General features: G+C 64.1%; 21 protein-coding genes. 14 read left to right on the top strand and 7 right to left on the bottom strand.

Features of this window, described 5'->3' with window-relative positions; translation table 11 throughout:
* Positions 1-175: 175 nt before the first annotated feature.
* The 5 genes from fba to ACEN98_RS04370 form a co-directional block, all read right to left on the bottom strand.
* Positions 176-1,240, bottom strand: a complete 1,065-nt coding sequence (gene fba / locus ACEN98_RS04390; protein ID WP_056124652.1) for a class II fructose-bisphosphate aldolase — start codon at positions 1,238-1,240, stop codon at positions 176-178.
* A gap of 160 nt (positions 1,241-1,400) precedes the next feature.
* Positions 1,401-2,849 carry a pyruvate kinase gene (gene pyk / locus ACEN98_RS04385; protein ID WP_413337291.1) on the bottom strand — a complete coding sequence of 483 codons (1,449 nt, stop codon included), beginning with the start codon at positions 2,847-2,849 and terminating at the stop codon, positions 1,401-1,403.
* Positions 2,850-2,907: 58 nt separating this feature from the next.
* Entirely contained in the window at positions 2,908-4,113 is a 1,206-nt protein-coding gene (locus ACEN98_RS04380) for a phosphoglycerate kinase (protein ID WP_413381757.1), read from the bottom strand.
* Positions 4,114-4,153: 40 nt separating this feature from the next.
* Entirely contained in the window at positions 4,154-4,498 is a 345-nt protein-coding gene (locus ACEN98_RS04375) for an AzlD domain-containing protein (protein ID WP_413381754.1), read from the bottom strand.
* Positions 4,491-5,234, bottom strand: a complete 744-nt coding sequence (locus tag ACEN98_RS04370; RefSeq protein ID WP_413381751.1) for an AzlC family ABC transporter permease — start codon at positions 5,232-5,234, stop codon at positions 4,491-4,493. Before ACEN98_RS04370 ends, ACEN98_RS04375 begins: the two co-directional genes overlap by 8 nt.
* A 223-nt stretch (positions 5,235-5,457) precedes the next feature.
* Here ACEN98_RS04370 and ACEN98_RS04365 point away from each other — a divergent pair, with 223 nt between their 5' ends.
* From ACEN98_RS04365 to ACEN98_RS04355, 3 genes are read left to right on the top strand one after another with little or no spacing between them, the layout of a single operon-like run.
* Entirely contained in the window at positions 5,458-5,652 is a 195-nt protein-coding gene (locus ACEN98_RS04365; protein WP_036236204.1) for a zinc-finger domain-containing protein, read from the top strand.
* A 24-nt stretch (positions 5,653-5,676) separates the two neighbouring features.
* The gene (locus ACEN98_RS04360; protein ID WP_413381748.1) at positions 5,677-6,678 is read left to right on the top strand and encodes a YheT family hydrolase; all 1,002 of its coding nucleotides are present in this window, start codon (positions 5,677-5,679) and stop codon (positions 6,676-6,678) included.
* 3 nt (positions 6,679-6,681) lie between these two features.
* A complete protein-coding gene (locus tag ACEN98_RS04355; RefSeq protein ID WP_413381746.1) occupies positions 6,682-7,284 on the top strand; it encodes a DUF2946 family protein in 603 nt (200 codons plus the stop codon).
* Between the two features lie 104 nt (positions 7,285-7,388).
* Here ACEN98_RS04355 and ACEN98_RS04350 read toward each other — a convergent pair whose 3' ends face one another.
* Entirely contained in the window at positions 7,389-8,984 is a 1,596-nt protein-coding gene (locus ACEN98_RS04350) for a M48 family metalloprotease (protein ID WP_413381743.1), read from the bottom strand.
* A 96-nt stretch (positions 8,985-9,080) separates the two neighbouring features.
* Here ACEN98_RS04350 and moaC point away from each other — a divergent pair, with 96 nt between their 5' ends.
* The 4 genes from moaC to ACEN98_RS04330 all read left to right on the top strand — a co-directional run bounded on the left by moaC (position 9,081) and on the right by ACEN98_RS04330 (position 11,239).
* On the top strand, positions 9,081-9,566 hold the full coding sequence (gene moaC, locus ACEN98_RS04345) for a cyclic pyranopterin monophosphate synthase MoaC (protein ID WP_413381740.1): 486 nt from the start codon (positions 9,081-9,083) through the stop codon (positions 9,564-9,566).
* A gap of 237 nt (positions 9,567-9,803) precedes the next feature.
* The gene (locus ACEN98_RS04340) at positions 9,804-10,295 is read left to right on the top strand and encodes an Hcp family type VI secretion system effector (protein ID WP_413337299.1); all 492 of its coding nucleotides are present in this window, start codon (positions 9,804-9,806) and stop codon (positions 10,293-10,295) included.
* Positions 10,296-10,308: 13 nt separating this feature from the next.
* Positions 10,309-10,833: a penicillin-insensitive murein endopeptidase gene (locus ACEN98_RS04335; protein WP_413381737.1), complete on the top strand. Its 525-nt coding sequence runs from the start codon at positions 10,309-10,311 to the stop codon at positions 10,831-10,833.
* A gap of 1 nt (position 10,834) precedes the next feature.
* Entirely contained in the window at positions 10,835-11,239 is a 405-nt protein-coding gene (locus ACEN98_RS04330; RefSeq protein ID WP_413337301.1) for a hypothetical protein, read from the top strand.
* Here ACEN98_RS04330 and ACEN98_RS04325 read toward each other — a convergent pair.
* Positions 11,236-11,628, bottom strand: coding sequence for a VOC family protein (locus ACEN98_RS04325; protein WP_413381734.1), 393 nt, complete (start codon positions 11,626-11,628; stop codon positions 11,236-11,238). The two genes, ACEN98_RS04330 and ACEN98_RS04325, sit on opposite strands and share 4 nt — an antisense overlap.
* A 191-nt stretch (positions 11,629-11,819) precedes the next feature.
* Between ACEN98_RS04325 and pqqA the strand changes: the two genes are divergently transcribed.
* The 7 genes from pqqA to ACEN98_RS04290 all read left to right on the top strand — a co-directional run bounded on the left by pqqA (position 11,820) and on the right by ACEN98_RS04290 (position 19,000).
* Complete coding sequence (gene pqqA, locus ACEN98_RS04320) at positions 11,820-11,894, top strand: pyrroloquinoline quinone precursor peptide PqqA (protein ID WP_081984033.1); 75 nt, start codon at positions 11,820-11,822, stop codon at positions 11,892-11,894.
* A 47-nt stretch (positions 11,895-11,941) separates the two neighbouring features.
* Positions 11,942-12,850, top strand: coding sequence for a pyrroloquinoline quinone biosynthesis protein PqqB (gene pqqB / locus ACEN98_RS04315; protein WP_413381731.1), 909 nt, complete (start codon positions 11,942-11,944; stop codon positions 12,848-12,850).
* Positions 12,847-13,536 carry a pyrroloquinoline-quinone synthase PqqC gene (pqqC, locus tag ACEN98_RS04310; RefSeq protein WP_413381728.1) on the top strand — a complete coding sequence of 230 codons (690 nt, stop codon included), beginning with the start codon at positions 12,847-12,849 and terminating at the stop codon, positions 13,534-13,536. Before pqqB ends, pqqC begins: the two co-directional genes overlap by 4 nt.
* Positions 13,537-13,547: 11 nt before the next feature.
* Positions 13,548-13,811: a pyrroloquinoline quinone biosynthesis peptide chaperone PqqD gene (pqqD, locus tag ACEN98_RS04305; protein WP_413337305.1), complete on the top strand. Its 264-nt coding sequence runs from the start codon at positions 13,548-13,550 to the stop codon at positions 13,809-13,811.
* A gap of 7 nt (positions 13,812-13,818) precedes the next feature.
* Positions 13,819-14,946, top strand: coding sequence for a pyrroloquinoline quinone biosynthesis protein PqqE (gene pqqE / locus ACEN98_RS04300; protein WP_413381725.1), 1,128 nt, complete (start codon positions 13,819-13,821; stop codon positions 14,944-14,946).
* Positions 14,947-15,108: 162 nt separating this feature from the next.
* Positions 15,109-16,839 carry a methyl-accepting chemotaxis protein gene (locus ACEN98_RS04295; RefSeq protein WP_413381722.1) on the top strand — a complete coding sequence of 577 codons (1,731 nt, stop codon included), beginning with the start codon at positions 15,109-15,111 and terminating at the stop codon, positions 16,837-16,839.
* Positions 16,840-16,954: 115 nt separating this feature from the next.
* On the top strand, positions 16,955-19,000 hold the full coding sequence (locus ACEN98_RS04290) for a prolyl oligopeptidase family serine peptidase (RefSeq protein ID WP_413385947.1): 2,046 nt from the start codon (positions 16,955-16,957) through the stop codon (positions 18,998-19,000).
* Positions 19,001-19,047: the final 47 nt, after the last annotated feature.

The following is a 19,047-nucleotide window of genomic DNA, read 5'->3' as shown; positions in this document are numbered from 1 at the left end:
GGGCGAAGGCCAGTGAGAGCCGGTGCCAAAGCGATATTTTACGTGATTCTTACGTCATCGTCGTCAAAAGCGGCGATGGATGCGGTATGCCGGCGCTGCGCGTGGGCACAGGGTGCCCACCCTACGAGATACCGCGACCGTAGGGTGGGCGGCCCTCCGCCCACGCGTAATGCCTTTACTGGACGATCTGCGCCAGTTCGCCAGCCTTGTAGCGCTCCGCCATTTTCTCCAGCGGAATCGGCTTGATCTTGGCCGCCATGCCTTCGCAGCCGAAGGAGATATAGCGTGCCTTGCAGATCTGCGTCGCAGCTTCGCGGGCCGGCTTCAGGTAGTCGCGCGGGTCGAATTTCGACGGATTCTCGAACAGGTATTTGCGGATCGCGGCCGTCATCGCCAGGCGGATGTCCGTGTCGATGTTGATCTTGCGGACGCCGTGCTTGATGCCTTCCTGGATTTCCTCGACCGGCACGCCATACGTTTCCTTCATGTCGCCGCCGAATTCGCGGATGATCGCCAGCAGTTCCTGCGGGACCGACGACGAACCGTGCATCACGAGGTGCGTGTTCGGGATGCGCGCGTGGATTTCCTTGATGCGGTCGATGGCGAGGATGTCGCCGGTCGGCTTGCGCGTGAATTTATAGGCGCCGTGCGAGGTGCCGATGGCGATGGCCAGCGCGTCGCACTGGGTGCGCGCGACGAAGTCGGCGGCCTGTGCCACGTCGGTCAGCAGCTCTTCGCGGGTCATGGTGCGGTCGGCGCCGTGGCCGTCTTCCTTGTCGCCCTTCATCGTTTCCAGCGAACCGAGCACGCCCAGTTCCGCTTCGACGGTCACGCCGATCGAGTGCGCGAATTTCACCACTTCCTTCGACACTTCGACGTTGTAGTCGTACGAGGCGACGGACTTGCCGTCCGCTTCCAGCGAGCCGTCCATCATGACGGACGTGAAGCCCGAACGGATCGCGGCCATGCAGACGGCCGGCGACTGGCCGTGGTCCTGGTGCATGACGACGGGAATGTGCGGGTAGGCTTCGACGGCGGCGTCGATCAGGTGGCGCAGGAAGGCTTCGCCGGCATATTTGCGGGCGCCGGCCGAAGCCTGCATGATCACCGGGCTGCCGGTCTGGTCGGCCGCGGCCATGATGGCCTGGACCTGCTCCAGGTTGTTGACGTTAAACGCCGGGAGGCCGTAGCCGTGTTCGGCGGCGTGGTCCAGCAGTTGACGCATTGATACGAGTGCCATGGTTTAGCTCCATAGGAATAAAGAAACCTTTCCGGTCTCACACCTTCTGCGCGTGCGTGCGTCTGGCCTCGCGCAAAGGCGCGTCAGCCATGCACATCATCCGTTCGACAGTCTGGCGCGGCCGCGGTTGCGGCCGCGCGCTCAGGTGTTGAGCTCCCTCTTAATTGAATTCACCGACGCGAACGATCTTGAGCGCGTTCGTACCGCCGACCTGGCCCATCGGCTCGCCCCACGTGACGACGATCGTGTCGCCCTTCTTGACGATGCCGTTGGCCACAAGCAAGTCTTCCGCCTGTTTCAGGACGGCACTGCTGTCGCCGCGCTGCGTCAGGTGGTACGCATGCACGTTACGATACAACGCAACCTTGCGTTGGGTGGTGACGCTTGGCGTCAGGGCGAAGATCGGGGTGTCGACGCGGTGGCGGCTCATCCACAGCGCGGTCGAACCGGACTCGGTCAGCGCCACGATCGCCTTCACGCGCAGGTGGTGCGCGGTGAACAGGGCACCGTACGCGATCGACTGGTCGATGCGGGTGAACTGCACGTTCAGGAAGTCGGCTTCCAGCTTGTTGTATTCCGAGCGTTCCGCTTCGACGCAGATCGCGGACATCATCTCGACCGTCTCGACCGGCCACTTGCCGGCGGCGGTCTCGGCCGACGTCATCACGGCGTCGGTGCCGTCCAGCACGGCGTTGGCCACGTCCGACACTTCGGCGCGGGTCGGCACGGCGTTGACGATCATCGATTCCATCATCTGCGTGGCGGTGATCGCCAGCTTGTTGCAATCGCGCGCCATGCGGATCATGCGCTTCTGCAGCGCCGGCACGGCCGCGTTGCCCACTTCCACGGCGAGGTCGCCGCGGGCGACCATGATGCCGTCGGAGGCGTCCAGGATCTCTTGCAGCACGGGAATTGCTTCCGCGCGCTCGATCTTCGCGATCATCATCGGCTTGTGGCCGAACGGCTCGCCGGCGATGTTCGCCAGCTGGCGCGCCATTTCCATGTCGGTCGCCGTTTTCGGGAACGAGATCGCCAGGTAGTCGGCCTGGAAGGTCATCGCGGTCTTGATGTCTTCCATGTCCTTCGCGGTCAGCGCCGGCGCCGTCAGGCCGCCGCCCATGCGGTTGATGCCCTTGTTGTTGGACAGGTCGCCGCCGACCTTGACGATGGTGTGGATCTCGCTGCCGGCCACGCGCTCGACGATCAGCACGATCAGGCCGTCGTTCAGCAGCAGCGTGTCGCCCGGACGGACGTCGTTCGGCAGTGCCTTGTAGTCGAGGCCGACGCGTTCCTGGTTGCCCAGCTCGCCGTTCTCGCCCCAGCGCGCGTCCAGGATGAAGCGGTCACCGTTGTTCAGCAGGATCTTGCCTTCTTCGAACTTGCCGACGCGAATCTTCGGGCCCTGCATGTCGGCCATGATCGCCACTTCGCGGCCGCACTCGGCCGCGGCGCGACGCACCAGGTTGGCACGGTCGATATGGTCCTGGGCGCGGCCGTGCGAGAAATTCAGGCGCACGATGTCCACGCCCGCGCGGATCATGCGGACGAGCGTATCGAAGTCGGAGGAAGCGGGGCCGATGGTTGCGACGATCTTGGTACCACGAGACATTGATCTATCCTTGAAGTGAAAAGCGCAGCCCGTGGGCTGCGCCGGTGACCGTGAGGTGTTATTTCGCAGCGCTACGCTGCAGCAGGATCTCCACCGCCGGAAGCGTCTTACCTTCGAGGAACTCGAGGAAGGCGCCGCCGCCGGTCGAGATATAGCCGACTTGGTCGGCAATATTGTATTTTGCGATGGCAGCCAGGGTGTCGCCGCCGCCCGCGATCGAGAAGGCTTTCGATGCGGCGATGGCCTGGGCCAGGGTCTTGGTGCCTTCGGCGAACTGGTCGAACTCGAACACGCCGACCGGGCCGTTCCAGACGATGGTGCCGGCCTTGGCGATCTGTTCGGCGAGCTGGGCCGCGGTCTTCGGGCCGATGTCCAGGATCATGTCGTCGTCAGCCACGTCCTTGACGTCCTTGACGGTCGCGGCGGCGGTCGGCGAAAACTCTTTCGCGCACACGACGTCCACCGGGATCGGCACGGTCGCGCCACGGGCGGCCATCTTGTCGATGATGGTTTTCGCCTCGCCGACCAGGTCCGCTTCCGCCAGCGATTTGCCGATGTTCAGGCCCACGGCCTTCATGAACGTGTTGGCGATGCCGCCGCCCACGATCAGGTTGTCGACCTTGTCGGCCAGGCTCTGCAGGATCGACAGCTTGGTCGACACCTTGGAACCGGCGACGATCGCCAACAGCGGACGCTGCGGTGCGCCCAGCGCCTTGCCCAGCGCATCCAGCTCGGCCGCCAGCAGCGGACCGGCGGCAACCACGGGCGCGAACTTCGCGATGCCGTGCGTGGTCGCTTCGGCGCGGTGCGCGGTGCCGAAGGCGTCATTCACATAGATGTCGCACAGCTTGGCCATCTTCTGCGCCAGCTCGTCCGAATTCTTCTTCTCACCTTTGTTGACGCGGCAGTTTTCCAGCAGCACGACCTGGCCCGGCGCGACGTCGACGCCATCGACCCAGTTCTGTTTCAGTTCGACCGGCTGGCCCAGCAGCTCGGACAGGCGCTTGGCGACCGGCGCCAGGCTGTCTTCCGGCTTGAACTCGCCCTCGGTCGGACGGCCCAGGTGCGACGTGACCATCACGGCCGCACCCGCATCAAGCGCAGCGCGGATCGCGGGAACCGAAGCACGCACACGCGTGTCTTCCGTAATGTTGCCGGCGTCGTCCTGCGGGACATTCAGGTCGGCGCGGATGAAGACGCGCTTGCCTTTCAGCGCGTCTTGGTCGATCAGGTCTTGCAAGCGGGTGAAATTGAGAACGGCCATTGTCAACAATCTTGGAATGTTTAAAAAACGCTATTTTACCTTAGCCGACCCCATGGAAAACACCAGAAACGCGCAGCACAGTAAATACCACCATGCCAATAACGATGGTCTGCAACATGTTCCGCCGCCACAGGTAGTAGGCAAGCGAGAGGATACCGGCCAGGAGTTTCGGGTTCGTGACGGCCAGCTCGACCTCCCCCTGCGGCCCCAGCATGAAATCGGGCGCGACGATCGCGGCCAGCGCGCAGGCGGGCGCATAGCGCAGCATTTCCTGCACCCGCCGGGGAATCGTTACGCGGTGGCCCACCATCCACAAGGCGCTGCGGCAGCACGCGGTGGCGACACTCAGCACCACGATGACGGTCCAGATTTCCCAGTCAGCCATGGCGGACCTTGCGGCGTTCCTGCGTTTCCTCGATGGCGATGGCGGTGACCATGCCGACGAGAACCGCAAGCAGCAGCCCCAGCTTGTACGGCAGGCCATGCGCCAGCACGGACACGATGCCCGCCACCAGCACGCCGCACAGGGCCGCGCTGTTCATGACCAGGGGGACGAGGATGCACAGGATGGCGAGCGTGCCGGCAAAGCCCAGCTGCCATTCCGTCGGCACGGCACTACCCAGGAAAATGCCGATGAACGTGCCGACCTGCCACGCGACCCAACTCGGATACAGCAAGCCCTTCAGGAACGACAGCTTGCCCCGTTCGGGCGCCGTGCGGGGGTAGCGCTGCAGGAAGAGCGCGGTGGTCAGGTCGCCGGAGATATGGCCAAGATAAAAACGCTGCACCACCGGCAAGTGCGAGAAATGGGGGGCGAGCAGTGCGGAAAAAATGACGAACCGCAGGTTGACGACGAAGGCGGTGGCGAAGATGACGCCGATGGGTGCGCCGGTGGCGATCAGCGGCAGCGATGCGAGCTGGGCCGAGCCGGAATACACGATCAGCGTCATGGCGCTGGCTTGCAGCACCGTGAGGCCGCTCTTGACCATCGCGACCCCGACCACGATGCCCCATGCGCCGAGGCCGAACAGCGTGGGCAGGCCAACCTGGAAACCCTCGCGCCAGGCGACGGGGTCGTGAACGTCGACATCGTTGCCGCTCTCCATACGCACTCCGCTCATGTCGCGTTCCTGCAACAAAAGCGGTCGACAAGCATGGCGGACAGGCTGCGTTCGGACATGAAACGAGGGCGTGAAAATGCGCGTAGATTTCCCTGTCGGAAATTCTACTCGACAGTATTAAGATCGCTATTCTACCGGACCATTCCGGCAATCAGGTCGAATCCGTTAGAATCGTGGTTTTGGGAATGTTGTACTTCCTGCCTATTTGCTGACGGAGAAATGAATGAACGACAAGACCATCCCGGTCGTGGAACTGGAAGCCAAGGACCTGCCGGCCTATTGCCCGAACCCTGCCATGCCGCTGTGGTCGTCCCACCCGCGCGTCTTCCTGGACTTCGATCATGACGGCAACGCCAAGTGCCCGTACTGCGGCACCCAGTACCGCCTGAAGCCGGGCACCGTGCTGGCGCATCACTGATTCCCTTCTGTCCGGGAGCTTGCCGTGAACCAACCGGGCGCAGCAGGCTACCAGGCGCCGTGGTGGCTGCCGGGCGGTGACCTGCAGACGATTTATCCCGCCGTCTGCATCCGCAAGCCGGCCGTCGCCTACCGGCGCGAACGCTGGAACACCCCCTGCGGCCTGGATTTCATCGACGTCGACCTCGTCGACGGCGCTTCCCCTGCTTCTCCCTGCGTACTGCTGTTCCATGGCCTCGAAGGGTCGTCGGACAGCCATTACGCGCGGTCGCTGATGGCGGCCGCCAAAGCGCGCGGCTGGCATGGCGCGATCCCGCATTTCCGCGGCTGCTCGGGCGAACCGAACCTCGCGCCCCGCTTCTACCACTCCGGCGACGCCGAAGAACTCGACTGGATCATCCGCCGCCTGCGCTCCCGCCATCCCGGGCCGTTCTACGTGGCCGGCGTCTCGCTGGGCGGCAACGCGCTGCTGCGCTGGCTCGGTGAACAGGGCCATGGCGCGGGCATCGTCGATGCCGCCGTGGCCATCTCCGCCCCGCTCGACCTGGCGGCCGGCGGCGCCGCGCTGTCGGCCGGCTTCAACCGCCTGTACACGCGCATGTTCCTGCAGACCCTGAAGCCAAAGGCACTGGCCAAGCTGGAACGCTTTCCCGGCCTGTTCGACCGCGACCGCCTGCTCGCCGCGAACGATTTATATAGTTTCGACAACGTCGTCACCGCCCCGCTGCACGGTTACCGCGACACGGACGATTACTGGCACCGCGCCAGCGCCCGCCACGTCCTGCACGACATCGTCGTGCCGACACTCGTTCTGAATGCGCAGAACGACCCGTTCCTGCCCGGCCGGCACCTGCCGCGCACTGCTGCACACGCGGTGACCCTGGAGTATCCCGCGACGGGCGGTCACGTCGGCTTTTCCGTCGGACCCTTCCCAGGGCGGCTCGACGGGCTGCCGCAACGCATCCTGACATTTTTCGACGACACGGCCATGCGCGCGCCCGCGCCCGCGCGGCTGTGCGAAGCTTGAACCATGGACGACATCGTAAAACAGGCAATGGCCAAGTGGCCGAACGTGCCGTACTGCTACGGCTGGCTGGCACTGGATGCGCGCGGCGCGTGGCGCATGCGCGACGAGGCGGCCCAGCGCGCGGGCGCCCCCGGCGACAAGCTGACGAACGCCGCGCTGGTCGGCTTCATCGCCCGCAATTATTTATCGGACGAGCGCGGCTGCTGGTATTTCCAGAACGGTCCGCAGCGCGTGTACATCAACCTCGAGACGACGCCCTTCATCGCGCGCACGGATCCGGCGCAGGGCCTCGTGCTGCACACCGGACAACCGCTGGGCGCGCCGGAGGAAGCGTTCATGACGGAAGCCGGCGGCATCGTGCTGCGTGCGGGCCGGACGGTGGCCCAGGTGGACGACCGCGACGTGGCGCACTTGCTGCAGGCGTTCGAGCTGGATGGCCGTCCTGCGTCGGACGACGACGTGATGGCGTGGCTGGAAGGCGGCGCCGGAGAGCTGGCGCTGCGCTGGCAGGACAGGCGTATTGCGGTGGGACGGCTGACGGCGGACGAGGTGCCGGCACGCTTCGGGTTCGTGCGGCGGCCGGACTTGCTGCAAGGGCAAAAATAGATAATATGTGAACGTCGTTCCCGCGAAGGCGGGCACCGAATTTTTGCGCAGGTCGCTCACGCAGAATTCGGCCGCTGCCTTCGCATGGGCGACGTGGTTTTGGGTTACCGGTCCTTGTCCTTCTTCTCTTTCTTCTCGTCCTTCTGCCGCTCGTTCAGCTCGCGCTCGCGCGCATCGATCACGGCCTGGTCGTAGAACGACACATCCTTCGCCTTGCGTGCGAGATTGAGCTGGTCGACGGCCGCCGGCAACGCGCCCGACAACACATACGATTCGGCCAGCGCCATGTGCTGCAGCGCGATCTTGCCCTGGGCCGCATAGGTCTTGGCGAGCTGGTCGTACAGCTTGGGCTCTTCGCGGTATTGCTGCACCTGGTCGCGCAGGAACTGGGCCGCCTTGTCCAGCTGGCCGTCCGCGATCAGCGCGTCGGCATACTGGCGTGCCAGCATGCGCGACAGCGGGAATTTCTGGTACGCGGCTTCCGCATCCTGCACGGCCTGGTGGACGACGGCGGGCGGCTGCCCCGGCGCCAGCTTGATCTCGGTGCCGAGGGCGGCGAACATGGCGCTGCCATCGGTACCGCTGCGCTCGCTCGAAAACACGCCGGGGCGGGGCTTCGTCGATGCCTTCGCCTTGTCGAGCCAGCTCTGCGCCCCTTTCAGGTCGCCCTGCTTCAGCGCGAGGAACGACAGGCCGTACATCGCGGCCGTCTGCTGCTGCGTGTTCGGCTGGGCCAGCTGGCTGTCGAACGTGGATTTCGCTTCGTCGCGCCCCTTCTGGCTTTCGTCCTGCAGCACGCGCGCGCGGGCGCGGACGAGGTGGAATTCGATGCTGTCCGGACGGATATGGATCGGCTTCGGATTGTCGCGGATGCGCGCCTGGATGTCGGCGATGCGCTCGCCCGTCAGCGGGTGGCTGCTGAGCCAGGCGGGCGCCTCGCCATAGACGCGTGTCGTGCTCTGCAGGCGCTTGAAGAACGCCACCATGCCCGACGTGTCGTAGCCGGCCGCGCGCATCGTCTGGAAGCCGACGCGGTCCGCCTCGCGTTCGGCGTCGCGGCTGAAATTCAGCTGGCGCTGGATGGCGAGACCTTGCCCGCCCAGCATGACGCCCATCGCCGCATCGGCCCCGCCGCCGGCCTTGCCGACGAGCGCCGCCAGCAGCAGCGCGGCCAGCGGCAACAGCGCATCCTGCTTCTGCTGGCCGATCATGCGCGCGATGTGGCGCTGCTGCACGTGGCCGATCTCGTGCGACAGCACGGACGCCAGTTCCGACTCGCTCTGCGCCGAGATCAGCAACTGCGAGTGCACGCCGATGAAGCCGCCGGGCAGCGCGAACGCGTTGATCATCGGATCGCGCACGGCAAAGAAGAAGAAATCGGCATTCGTCTCCCCGCGCGCGCCGGGCGCGAACGACACGAGGTTTTCGCCGAAATTGTTCAGGAACTCGATGATCGCGTCGTCGTCCAGGTAATCGGGATCGCGCCGGATGTCGTTCATGATCTCCTCGCCCAGCTTGCGCTCGAGGAAGGGCGACAAGTCGGCACGCGCGGTATCGCCGAGTGTCGGCAATCCGGTCGTATCGGCGCCGCCGTGGAGGACGGGAACGGTAGGGGCGGCAAGCGCGCCGGCGGCGGCCACGACCAGGCCGACGGACGCCGCGACACGGCGCCACGGCCACCTTGGTGAAAGCTGCAACATCGCTGAAATCGGGTTAGGTTTCACGATGCTATGATAACCGCTTCCCGGCCTTTGCTACTGCTGGGCCATATTTTGTTACTTCGTTCCCTCGACAACATGACAACCTCCCCCCTGACCCACTTCGACGCCACCGGACAAGCCCACATGGTTGACGTCGGCGCCAAGGACGCGACCCACCGCATCGCCGTCGCCGCCGGCACCATCCGCATGCAGCCGGCCACCCTGGCACTGGTGACGTCGGGCTCGGCCAAGAAGGGCGACGTACTGGGTGTGGCGCGCATCGCGGCCATCATGGCGGCCAAGCGGACGAGCGACCTCATCCCCTTGTGCCATCCGCTGGCCATCACGCGGGTCGCCGTCGATTTCGAGATCGACGCGGCGAACAACAGCGTGCATTGCCGGGCGCAGGTCGAGACCTACGGCAAGACCGGGGTCGAGATGGAAGCGCTCACTTCGGTGCAGGTCGGCTTGCTGACCATTTATGACATGTGCAAGGCGGCGGATCGGGGGATGGTCATGAGCAATGTGCGGGTGCTGGAGAAGCATGGCGGCAAGTCGGGCGACTGGACGGCGGCGGTGTGATTAATGTGTATAGACTCGTTGGGTTATATGCCCATCCGAAACTGGCCACTCTTCAAGAGCCGGTCAACGACAGAAGATTTGTCCGCACGGGCGCCCGTTTAATAATCAAAGAAAATTCCAGAAACCCCATTCTTGAGACTTGATTTTTCCCCTTCACTTCACTTGACAGTTACCAATGACGGCGCCAGCGGCCCGGTCGAAAATATTCGCTTCCCTCAACTTGTACCGGAGAGAAGCATGGCTACTGACGTTTATCTGAGTATCGATGGAATCAAGGGCGAGTCAGCAGACTCTGCACACCAAGGATGGATCGAGCTGACTTCGGCCCAATGGGGCGTCACACAGCCCCGTAGCGCAACCGCATCCACAGGAGGCGGCCATACTGCGGAACGCTGCGAGCACCGCACCCTCGCAATCAGTAAGCTTGCGGACCTCGCCTCACCCGTTTTGATGCAGACTTGTTCGATGGGAAAAACGATCCCGAAGGCCAAGCTGGAGTTCATGCGCGCTGATGGCGATGGCGCCCGCGTCAAGTATTACCAAGTCGAGTTAGAAAACGTCATGATCGCCAACATGGAGCAAATGGTGCATGGGGGCGGCATCCTGCATGACGAAATCGGACTGCGCTTCTCCAAGATCAAATGGTCGTACACGCAGCAGAAAATCGGCGGCGGCGCTGGTGGATCGACCACGGGCGGTTGGGATTTGGCTTGTAACAAATGCGCCTGACGGAGGCTACGCCATGCCTACCGAATGGACGACCGAAGACGACGACAAGTGCCCCGACCCGATCCGTCCTCGCCCGACGCAGGATTCGCGCGGCTTCTTCATGCTTCCACAAGCGCCTATGGACTCGGGCTACTATGCGTATGGTGATCTCTACAAGAAGCCGGCCAAAGGCGCCTATCAGTACGCTCACCCGATCATGATGACGGCCGTGCTTCGTGTGGCGCTGGAGTGGCAGGCCATCGATAAGCGACGTATCGGTATCGGAGACATCAGCCTCCCGGACGGCAGGAGAACCCCGGATCACAACTCACACATGAGCGGGCTGGAGGTTGATGTGCGGCCGCTACGCAAGGACGGTCTCGAACTTCCGGTGTTCTGGTGGGATGCGGAGTATGACAAACAAGGCACCGCAAAGCTGATCGAGATGTTCAGAACATTTGCTCCAGCCGCTTTTGTATTGTTTAACGGCCCTGATATCCCGTTCGTCAGAAAGGCCACGAATCACGACCATCATTTTCATGTGAAGCTACGGGGCTGACATGCGCAAAACGATAACCTTACTGACCTTGGGCGCGACGGCGATCGCGCTGTCGCTCGCCCATGCTGCCGCCCCGTCTTCCGATCCGTACCGTCTCTGGAAACCACTGCAAGGGGCAATCTACAAGGTCCATTCCGGCATCGTTTCAGATCGCACGCCGGCCACGGCGAGCGATCGCAAGCTGACAGTTCTCGTCGATGGCAAGTCTGCGAAAGACATTTTCGATTCCATTGGTCCGGACCTGCCCGAAACATGTACCGGAGAACCGGGCGACCGGATGCGGGAAAAAAAAGGCCTTCATTGCAGCTACACCGCGCAGGACAAGGGAACGAAAGATGGCCCCTATCGATGCTGGATCGGTCTCGACCTTCGAACTGGGGACAGCGTCGGAACCGTGAGTTGCTAGCTACCGCTCCCACGCAACCGCGTCCCGATCCACCAGTAATTCCCCTGCGCATCCTGCACCCCCGCCGTCCGGTCCCCATACGGCTGGTCGCGCGGCTCAGACAGGCTGGTTGCGCCACGGTCCAGCGCCCGCGCATAGACCCGGTCGACATCCTCGACATACACATGCACCGAGGCGATCAGCTCCGCCCCCGGCCGGCATCCCATCATCACCACGGAATCCCCGATCCTGACTTCCGCGTGCCGGATCCCGCCGTCGGCGTCCGGTTGGCGCCGCAGCTCGGTCGCCCCGAACGCGTGGGCGAGGAAATCGAGCATGGCGCGCACATCCTTCACGAGCAAATACGGCGATACCGCGTTATAGCCATCCGGTTTGTATCGTTCGTCCATCCGCGTCTCCCAGTGTTCACACGAAACTGAACAATTCTGTCACAGATGTATCGTCGTGCAATACAACTGTTCATCTTTGACACAGGCCTGCCCCGGCGAGACCGCGCCGGCCATGTGGCATGGATATTGCGAATTCCTCCTTGACTGCGCGCCGCGCATTCATAACCCATCCAACGATCAAGGAGACAACCATGGCCTGGACCAAACCCGAATTCATCGACTGGCGTTTCGGCTTCGAAATCACGATGTACATCGCGAATCGCTAATGCAGCCCATGCCCGCGGCAGCGCCGCGGGCTTACCGGACCCACGTCATGAACATCGTCGTATTAGGCTCCGCAGCCGGAGGCGGTTTCCCGCAGTGGAACTGCAATTGCCGCAATTGCGCTGGCCTGCGTAACGGTACCCTCCGCGCGACGGCGCGCACGCAATCGTCGATCGCCGTGTCGGCCAACGGGACCGACTGGGTGCTGATCAACGCGTCGCCGGACCTCCTCGCGCAGATCCGCGCCACACCGGCCCTGCAGCCGGCACGCGGCCAGCGCGATACGGGCATCGCCGCCGTCATGCTGATGGATGCGCAGATCGACCATGTCACCGGCCTCCTGATGCTGCGCGAAGGGAAAGAGCTGCCCCTCTATTGCACCGCACAGGTCTGGCGCGAACTCAACCAGGGTCTGCCGCTCGTTCCCGTGCTGTCGCATTATTGCGGCGTGCGCTGGCATGCGCTGCCGATCGAAGACGGCCTTCACGTGCCCGGCATCGACGGCATCCGTTTCACGCCCCTCGCACTGAACAGCAAGGCGCCGCCGTATTCCGACCACCGCAACGATCCGCACCCGGGCGACAACATCGGCCTGCTGATCGAAGACACGCACACAGGCAAATCCGTGTTCTACGCACCTGGCCTTGGCGCAATCGATGCGCAGGTGGACATCGCGCTGCAGACAGCGGATTGCGTCCTCGTCGACGGCACGTTCTGGCACGCGGACGAGATGATCGCGCTGGGGTTTTCCCAAAAAACGGCGGCCGACATGGGCCACCTGCCGCAGTCCGGCGACGGGGGCATGATCGCCGTCCTCGACGGGATTGGAGCGCGGCGCAAGGTGCTCATCCACATCAACAACACGAATCCGATCCTTGACGAAGACTCGGAAGAGCGCGCCCTGCTCGCGCGCCACGGCATCGAGGTCGCGTTCGACGGCATGGAGATCACGATATGAGTACCGAAGCATGGAGCCGCGACGAGTTCGAGGCGCAATTGCGCGCACGGGGTGCCGGCTACCACATCCACCATCCGTTCAACGTCAACATGAACGACGGCCTGCTGGGCCCGGACCAGATCCGCGGCTGGGTCGCCAACCGGTTTTATTACCAGGTCAATATCCCGCAAAAGGATGGCGCCATCATCGCCAATTGCCCGGACCGCGCCACGCGGCGCCGGTGGGTGCGCCGCATCCTCGACCATGACGGCTGGGGCGATAACGAAGGCGGTATCGAGGCGTGGGTGCGGCTCGGCGAAGCCGTCGGGCTCACGCGCGACGCGCTGTGGTCGCACAAGCACGTCGTGCCCGGCGTGCGCTTCGCGGTCGATGCGTACGTCAATTTTGCGCGCCAGGCGCCGTGGCAGGAAGCCGTCTGCTCGTCGCTGACGGAAATGTTCGCGCCGAAGATCCACAAGGACCGGCTGGCCAACTGGCCGACGCATTACGCATGGATCGATCCCGATGGCTTGCAGTATTTCCGCAGCCGCATCTCGCTCGCCGAGCGCGACGTCGAGCACGGCCTGGAAGTGACGCTCGGCCATTTCACCACCCGCGCCCAGCAGGAACGCGCGCTCGAGATCCTGCAATTCAAGCTCGACATCCTGTGGTCCATGCTCGACGCCATCGAGAAGGCCTATCCCTGAGGAGGCAAGTCATGCACACCGTTCCCGATCAACCCGCCCTGTCGCGCCTGTTCCGCATGCAGTGGGAAGAGGCGCAAGGCAACTACGTGCTCCTGTATCCGGAAGGGATGGTCAAGCTGAGCCAGAGCGCGGCCGAGATCCTGAAGCGCTGCGATGGCGCCCGTACCGTGCCGGCCATCGTCGGCGAGCTCGAACAGGCGTTCAACTGCGGCGGCCTGCGCGAGGACGTCGACGATTTCCTGCGCGTCGCCAGCGAGCGCGGCTGGATCGTGTGAGCCCATCATGAACGCCCCGACCTTCCGTCCCGTCATCGCGCCGCCGCTGTGGCTGCTGGCCGAGCTGACCTATCGCTGCCCGCTGCACTGCCCGTTCTGCTACAACCCGGTCGATTCCGCCAACGACCGCACCGAACTGACGACCGAGCAATGGTTCGACGTAATGCGCCAGGCACGCCAGCTCGGCGCCGCGCAACTCGGCTTCTCGGGCGGCGAGCCGCTGCTGCGGGACGATCTCGAAGAACTGGTCGGCGAAGGCCGCCGGCTGGGGTTTTATACGAATTTGATCACGTCCGGCATCGGCCTCACCGAATCGCGTCTCGCGCGCATGAAGGAACTGGGCCTCGATCACATCCAGCTGTCGTTCCAGGATTCGACGCGCGAGCTGAACGATTTCCTGTCGAGCACGAACACGTTCGACCTGAAGGCGCGCGTCGCCCGGCTCATCAAGCAGTACGACTATCCGATGGTGCTGAACGTCGTGCTGCACCGCTTCAATCTCGACCACGTGGAGCGGATCATCGCCATGGCCCTCGAGATGGGCGTCGAGTACCTGGAACTGGCCAACACGCAGTATTACGGCTGGGCGCTCGTCAACCGCGACCAGCTGATGCCGACGCGGGAGCAGGTCGCGCGTGCGGAAAGCGTCGTGAATGCATGCCGCGCGCGGATCGGCAACAGAATGCGCATCCTGTTCGTCGTGCCCGACTATTTCGAGGCGCGGCCCAAGGCGTGCATGAACGGCTGGGGCGGCGTATTCCTCGGCATCGCACCGGACGGTACCGCCCTGCCCTGCCACGCGGCCCGCACATTGCCGGGCATCGATTTTCCGAATGTGCGCGACACGCGCGTGAAGGACATCTGGTACCACAGCGACGCATTCAACCGCTACCGCGGCGATGCCTGGATGAAGGATCCGTGCCGCACGTGCGACGACAAGGCGAAGGACTTCGGCGGCTGCCGCTGCCAGGCGCATGCGCTGACGGGCGACGCCGCAAACGCGGACCCGGTGTGCGCGAAGTCGGCGCGGCATGGCGACGTGCAGGCGATCGTCATGCATGCGCAGCGAACACAGCAAGACGCCGTGTGGCAGCCGGCGCAACCGATCGTGTTCCGGAAAAATCCCAAGAAATAGGTCTCTACTCAACGATCTTTTATTGAACAGATATCGAACTAAGCAAGCATTCAAGTAAGTGTTGGAAAAACACGCCAGATCGTACATACGGACCCGAATTCTCACAAATTATTTCCGCACATCAATTAACATTTACCTGAACTCATCATCAGGAGATGTGCCATGTTCAAGCAAATGAAGGTCGCGACCCGGCTGACCCTTGGTTTTCTTGCCGTCGTCGTGCTCGGCGCCATCGTCGCCGGCATTGCGATCTATAACATGACCCAGATGAACGAGCGCGCCAAGCGCATGTATCAGAAGGAATTGCTGGGCATTTCCTACGTCAAGGAAGCCGATCTGAACCAGGTCTCCCTCGGCCGTTCGCTGCGCAGCGCCATGCTGGCGTCGACCGACGACCAGCGCACCACGATGCTGGCCAACGCCGACAAGTACAGGCAGCAGCTGCAGGAAAACCTCGACAAGGCGCGTCCGCTGTTCCATTCGGACGAAGGCAAGCGCATCTTTGCCGAAGCCGACGCCCAGCTGCGCGACTTCGACGGCATGATCGCGGACCTGGTCAAGCGCGTGAAAGCGGAGCCGCTCGAGACGAAGCGCGATTCCGTCGACTACCTGTTCGGGACGATGCTGCCGAAGTCGCAAGACCTCGACGCCAAATTGGCGGATCTGGCCCAGAACAAGGAAGCGATGGCCCAGGAAACCAATCTGAGCAACAAGAACGCATATGAAGACAGCCGCGCCACGCTGCTCGTGCTGGTCGCGCTCAGCGCCCTGCTCGGCGCCGGCTTCGGTATCCTGACCACCCGGAGCTTCACGCGCCAGCTGGGCGGCGAGCCCGCCTACGCAGCCGAAGTTGCAGGCCGCATCGCCGCCGGCGACCTGGGCACCGACGTGCAACTGCGCGCCGGCGACGAGACGAGCCTGCTGTTCGCGATGAAATCCATGCGCGACCGCCTGGCCCGCATCGTCAGCGAGGTGCGCCAGGGCACGGACGCCATCGCTTCCTCCTCCGCCGAAATCGCGAGCGGTAACCTGGACCTGTCGTCGCGCACGGAAGAGCAGGCCAGCTCGCTCGAGGAAACGGCATCGTCGATGGAAGAGCTGACGTCGACCGTGAAGCAGAACGCCGACAACGCGCGCCAGGCCAACGTGCTTGCGCAGACGGCGTCGACCGTGGCCGGCCAGGGCGGCGACGTCGTGGCGCAGGTCGTGCAGACGATGGGCTCGATCAACGATTCGTCGAAGAAGATCGTGGACATCATCACCGTCATCGACGGCATCGCGTTCCAGACGAACATCCTGGCGCTGAACGCGGCGGTCGAGGCCGCGCGTGCCGGCGAACAGGGCCGCGGCTTCGCGGTCGTGGCGGGCGAAGTGCGCACGCTGGCCCAGCGCTCGGCCGCCGCGGCCAAGGAAATCAAGGGCTTGATCGGCGACTCCGTCGACAAGGTCGAGATCGGCACCAGGCTCGTCGACCAGGCCGGGAGCACGATGCACGAGGTCGTCTCAAGCATCCAGCGCGTGACGGACATCATGGCCGAGATCAGCGCCGCCAGCCAGGAGCAGACCAGCGGCATCGAGCAGATCAACCAGGCGATCAGCCAGATGGACAACGTGACCCAGCAGAACGCGGGCCTCGTCGAGGAAGCCGCGGCCGCGTCGGAAGCCCTGCAGAACCAGGCGGGCAAGCTGGCGGAACTGGTCAGCGTGTTCCGCCTCGACGACCGTGTAAAGGCGACTGCACCGGCCGCACCGGCGGCGCCGGCGGCGCCGGTCCGTGCCGCGAAACGTGCCGCGACGCTGGCGGCACCGAAGCCGGCACCTGTCGTCAAGCCGGCGCCGGCACGCGCGCCCGCGAAGGCGTCGGCCGCTGCGGACGAGTGGGAAGAGTTCTAAGGCCCGTTCCCTGCTCCATCTTTCGCGTGGTAAATTGCTGCCTTTCACCGGCTGAGCCAACAGGCGCAGCCGTGTATTCACAAGCCACAAGCGAGAGGACAGGATGAAATTACGTATGCTGGCGCTGGCCGCCGCCCTGACGGGCACGGCGCTGGGCGCGACGGCCGCACCGCGCGGATTCACGGTCGAAGACCTGGTGACGATGGAACGCGTCGGCAGCCCGGCGGTGTCGCCGGACGGCGGCCGCGTCGTCTACACGGTGCGCACGACCGACATGGGCAAGAACCGCGGCCATACCGACCTCTACCTGGTCGACCTGCGCGCCGCCAATCCGGCGCCGCAACGCCTGACGTCGGATGCCGCCAGCAGCACGGATCCGGAATGGTCGCCGAACGGCGACGCGATCTATTTCCTGTCATCCCGGTCGGGCTCGGGCCAGGTGTGGCGCGTGCCGGCGGCCGGCGGCGACGCGGTCCGCGTGACCGATCTGCCGCTCGACGTGGACGCCTTCCGCGTCGCGCCGACGGGCGACCGCATGCTGCTCAGCATGGCCGTGTTCCGCGACTGCGCCGACCTCGCCTGCACGAAGGCGCGCGTGGACGCGAAAGAGAAAGACAAGGCCAGCGGCAAGATCTACGACCGCCTGTTCGTGCGCCACTGGGACACGTGGTCGGACGGCCGCAACAACGTGCTGTACGCTGCACCGCTGGATACATCAGGCCGCGTGAACGGCACGCCGGTCAGCCTGTCGGGTGCGCTCGACGGCGACGTGCCGTCGAAACCGTTCGGCGACCGCGAGGAATTCCGCTTCAGCCCGGACGGCAAGACCGTCGTGTTCTCGGTCCGCATCGCAGGCAAGACCGAGGCGTGGTCGACGAACTTCGACGTGTACACCGTCCCCGCCACGGGCGGCACGCCCCGCAACCTGACTGCCGACAATAACGCCTGGGATACGAAAGCGGTGTTCTCGCCGGACGGCCGCACCCTCGCCTACCTGGCCATGACCCGTCCCGGCTTCGAGGCGGACCGCTACCACATCGTGCTGCTCGATCTCGCCACCGGCAAGAAGCGCAACGTGGCCGACAGCTGGGACCGCTCGCCGGGCAGTATCCAGTGGACGGCCGACGGCAAGACGCTCATCGCGGACGCCGAGGACATCGGCCAGCACCGCCTGTTTGCGATCGACGTGGCCAGCGGCAAAGTGTCGCCGCTGACTGACAAGGGTTCCATCGGCGGCTTCGACGTGCGCGGCAATACCGTCGCTTTCACGCAAACGAACCTCGCATCGGGCGCGCAATTGTTCGGCATGCAGTTGGGCACGACGCAATCCAAGCAATTGACCCATGTGAACGAGGAGAAGCTGGCCGACGTACGCTGGGGCGACTATGAACAGTTTTCGTTCAAGGGCGCGAACGGCGACACCGTCCATGGTTACGTGATGAAGCCGTGGGATTACGAGCCGGGCAAGAAATATCCGATCGCCTTCCTCGTGCACGGCGGCCCCCAGGGCAGCTTCGGCAACGGCTGGAGCTACCGCTGGAACCCGCAGGTGTACGCGGGCGCGGGCTACGCGACCGTGTTCATCGATTTCCACGGCTCGACCGGCTACGGCCAGAAATTCACGGACGCCATCAGCGGCGACTGGGGCGGCAAGCCGCTCGAGGACCTCAAGAAAGGCCTGGCCGCGGCGACGGCGAAGTACGCCTGGCTGGACCGTTCGCACGCGTGCGCGCTGGGCGCGTCGTATGGCGGCTACATGATGAACTGGATCGAGGGTAACTGGTCCGATGGTTTCAAGTGCATCGTCAACCACGACGGCGTGTTCGACACCCGCGGCATGGCGTATTCCACTGAAGAACAATGGTTCACCGATTGGGAAAACGGCGGTCCGTACTTCGCCGTACCGGACAAGCACGAGCGCTTCAACCCGGTGCTGCACGTGAACAAGTGGAAGACGCCGATGCTCGTCGTGCAGGGCGACCTCGACTTCCGCATCCCGACGACCCAGGGCCTGTCCACGTTCACGGCGCTGCAACGCCGCGGCATCGACAGCAAGCTGCTCGTGTTCCCGGACGAGAACCACTGGGTACTAAAGCCGGCCAACTCCGTGCTGTGGCATCACACCGTGATCGGCTGGCTGGACCAACACCTGAAGCAGTAAATCCGCGCAGTAGTCTTGCCTGGATGACGAAAAAAACGCCTGTACGT

Origin of the sequence: Massilia sp. CT11-137 (assembly GCF_047302885.1) — a bacterium.
GTDB classification, from domain to species: domain Bacteria; phylum Pseudomonadota; class Gammaproteobacteria; order Burkholderiales; family Burkholderiaceae_D; genus Telluria; species Telluria orientalis.
Note: the sequence above shows the minus strand (reverse complement) of the source record. Positions and strands in the feature narration are given on the sequence as shown.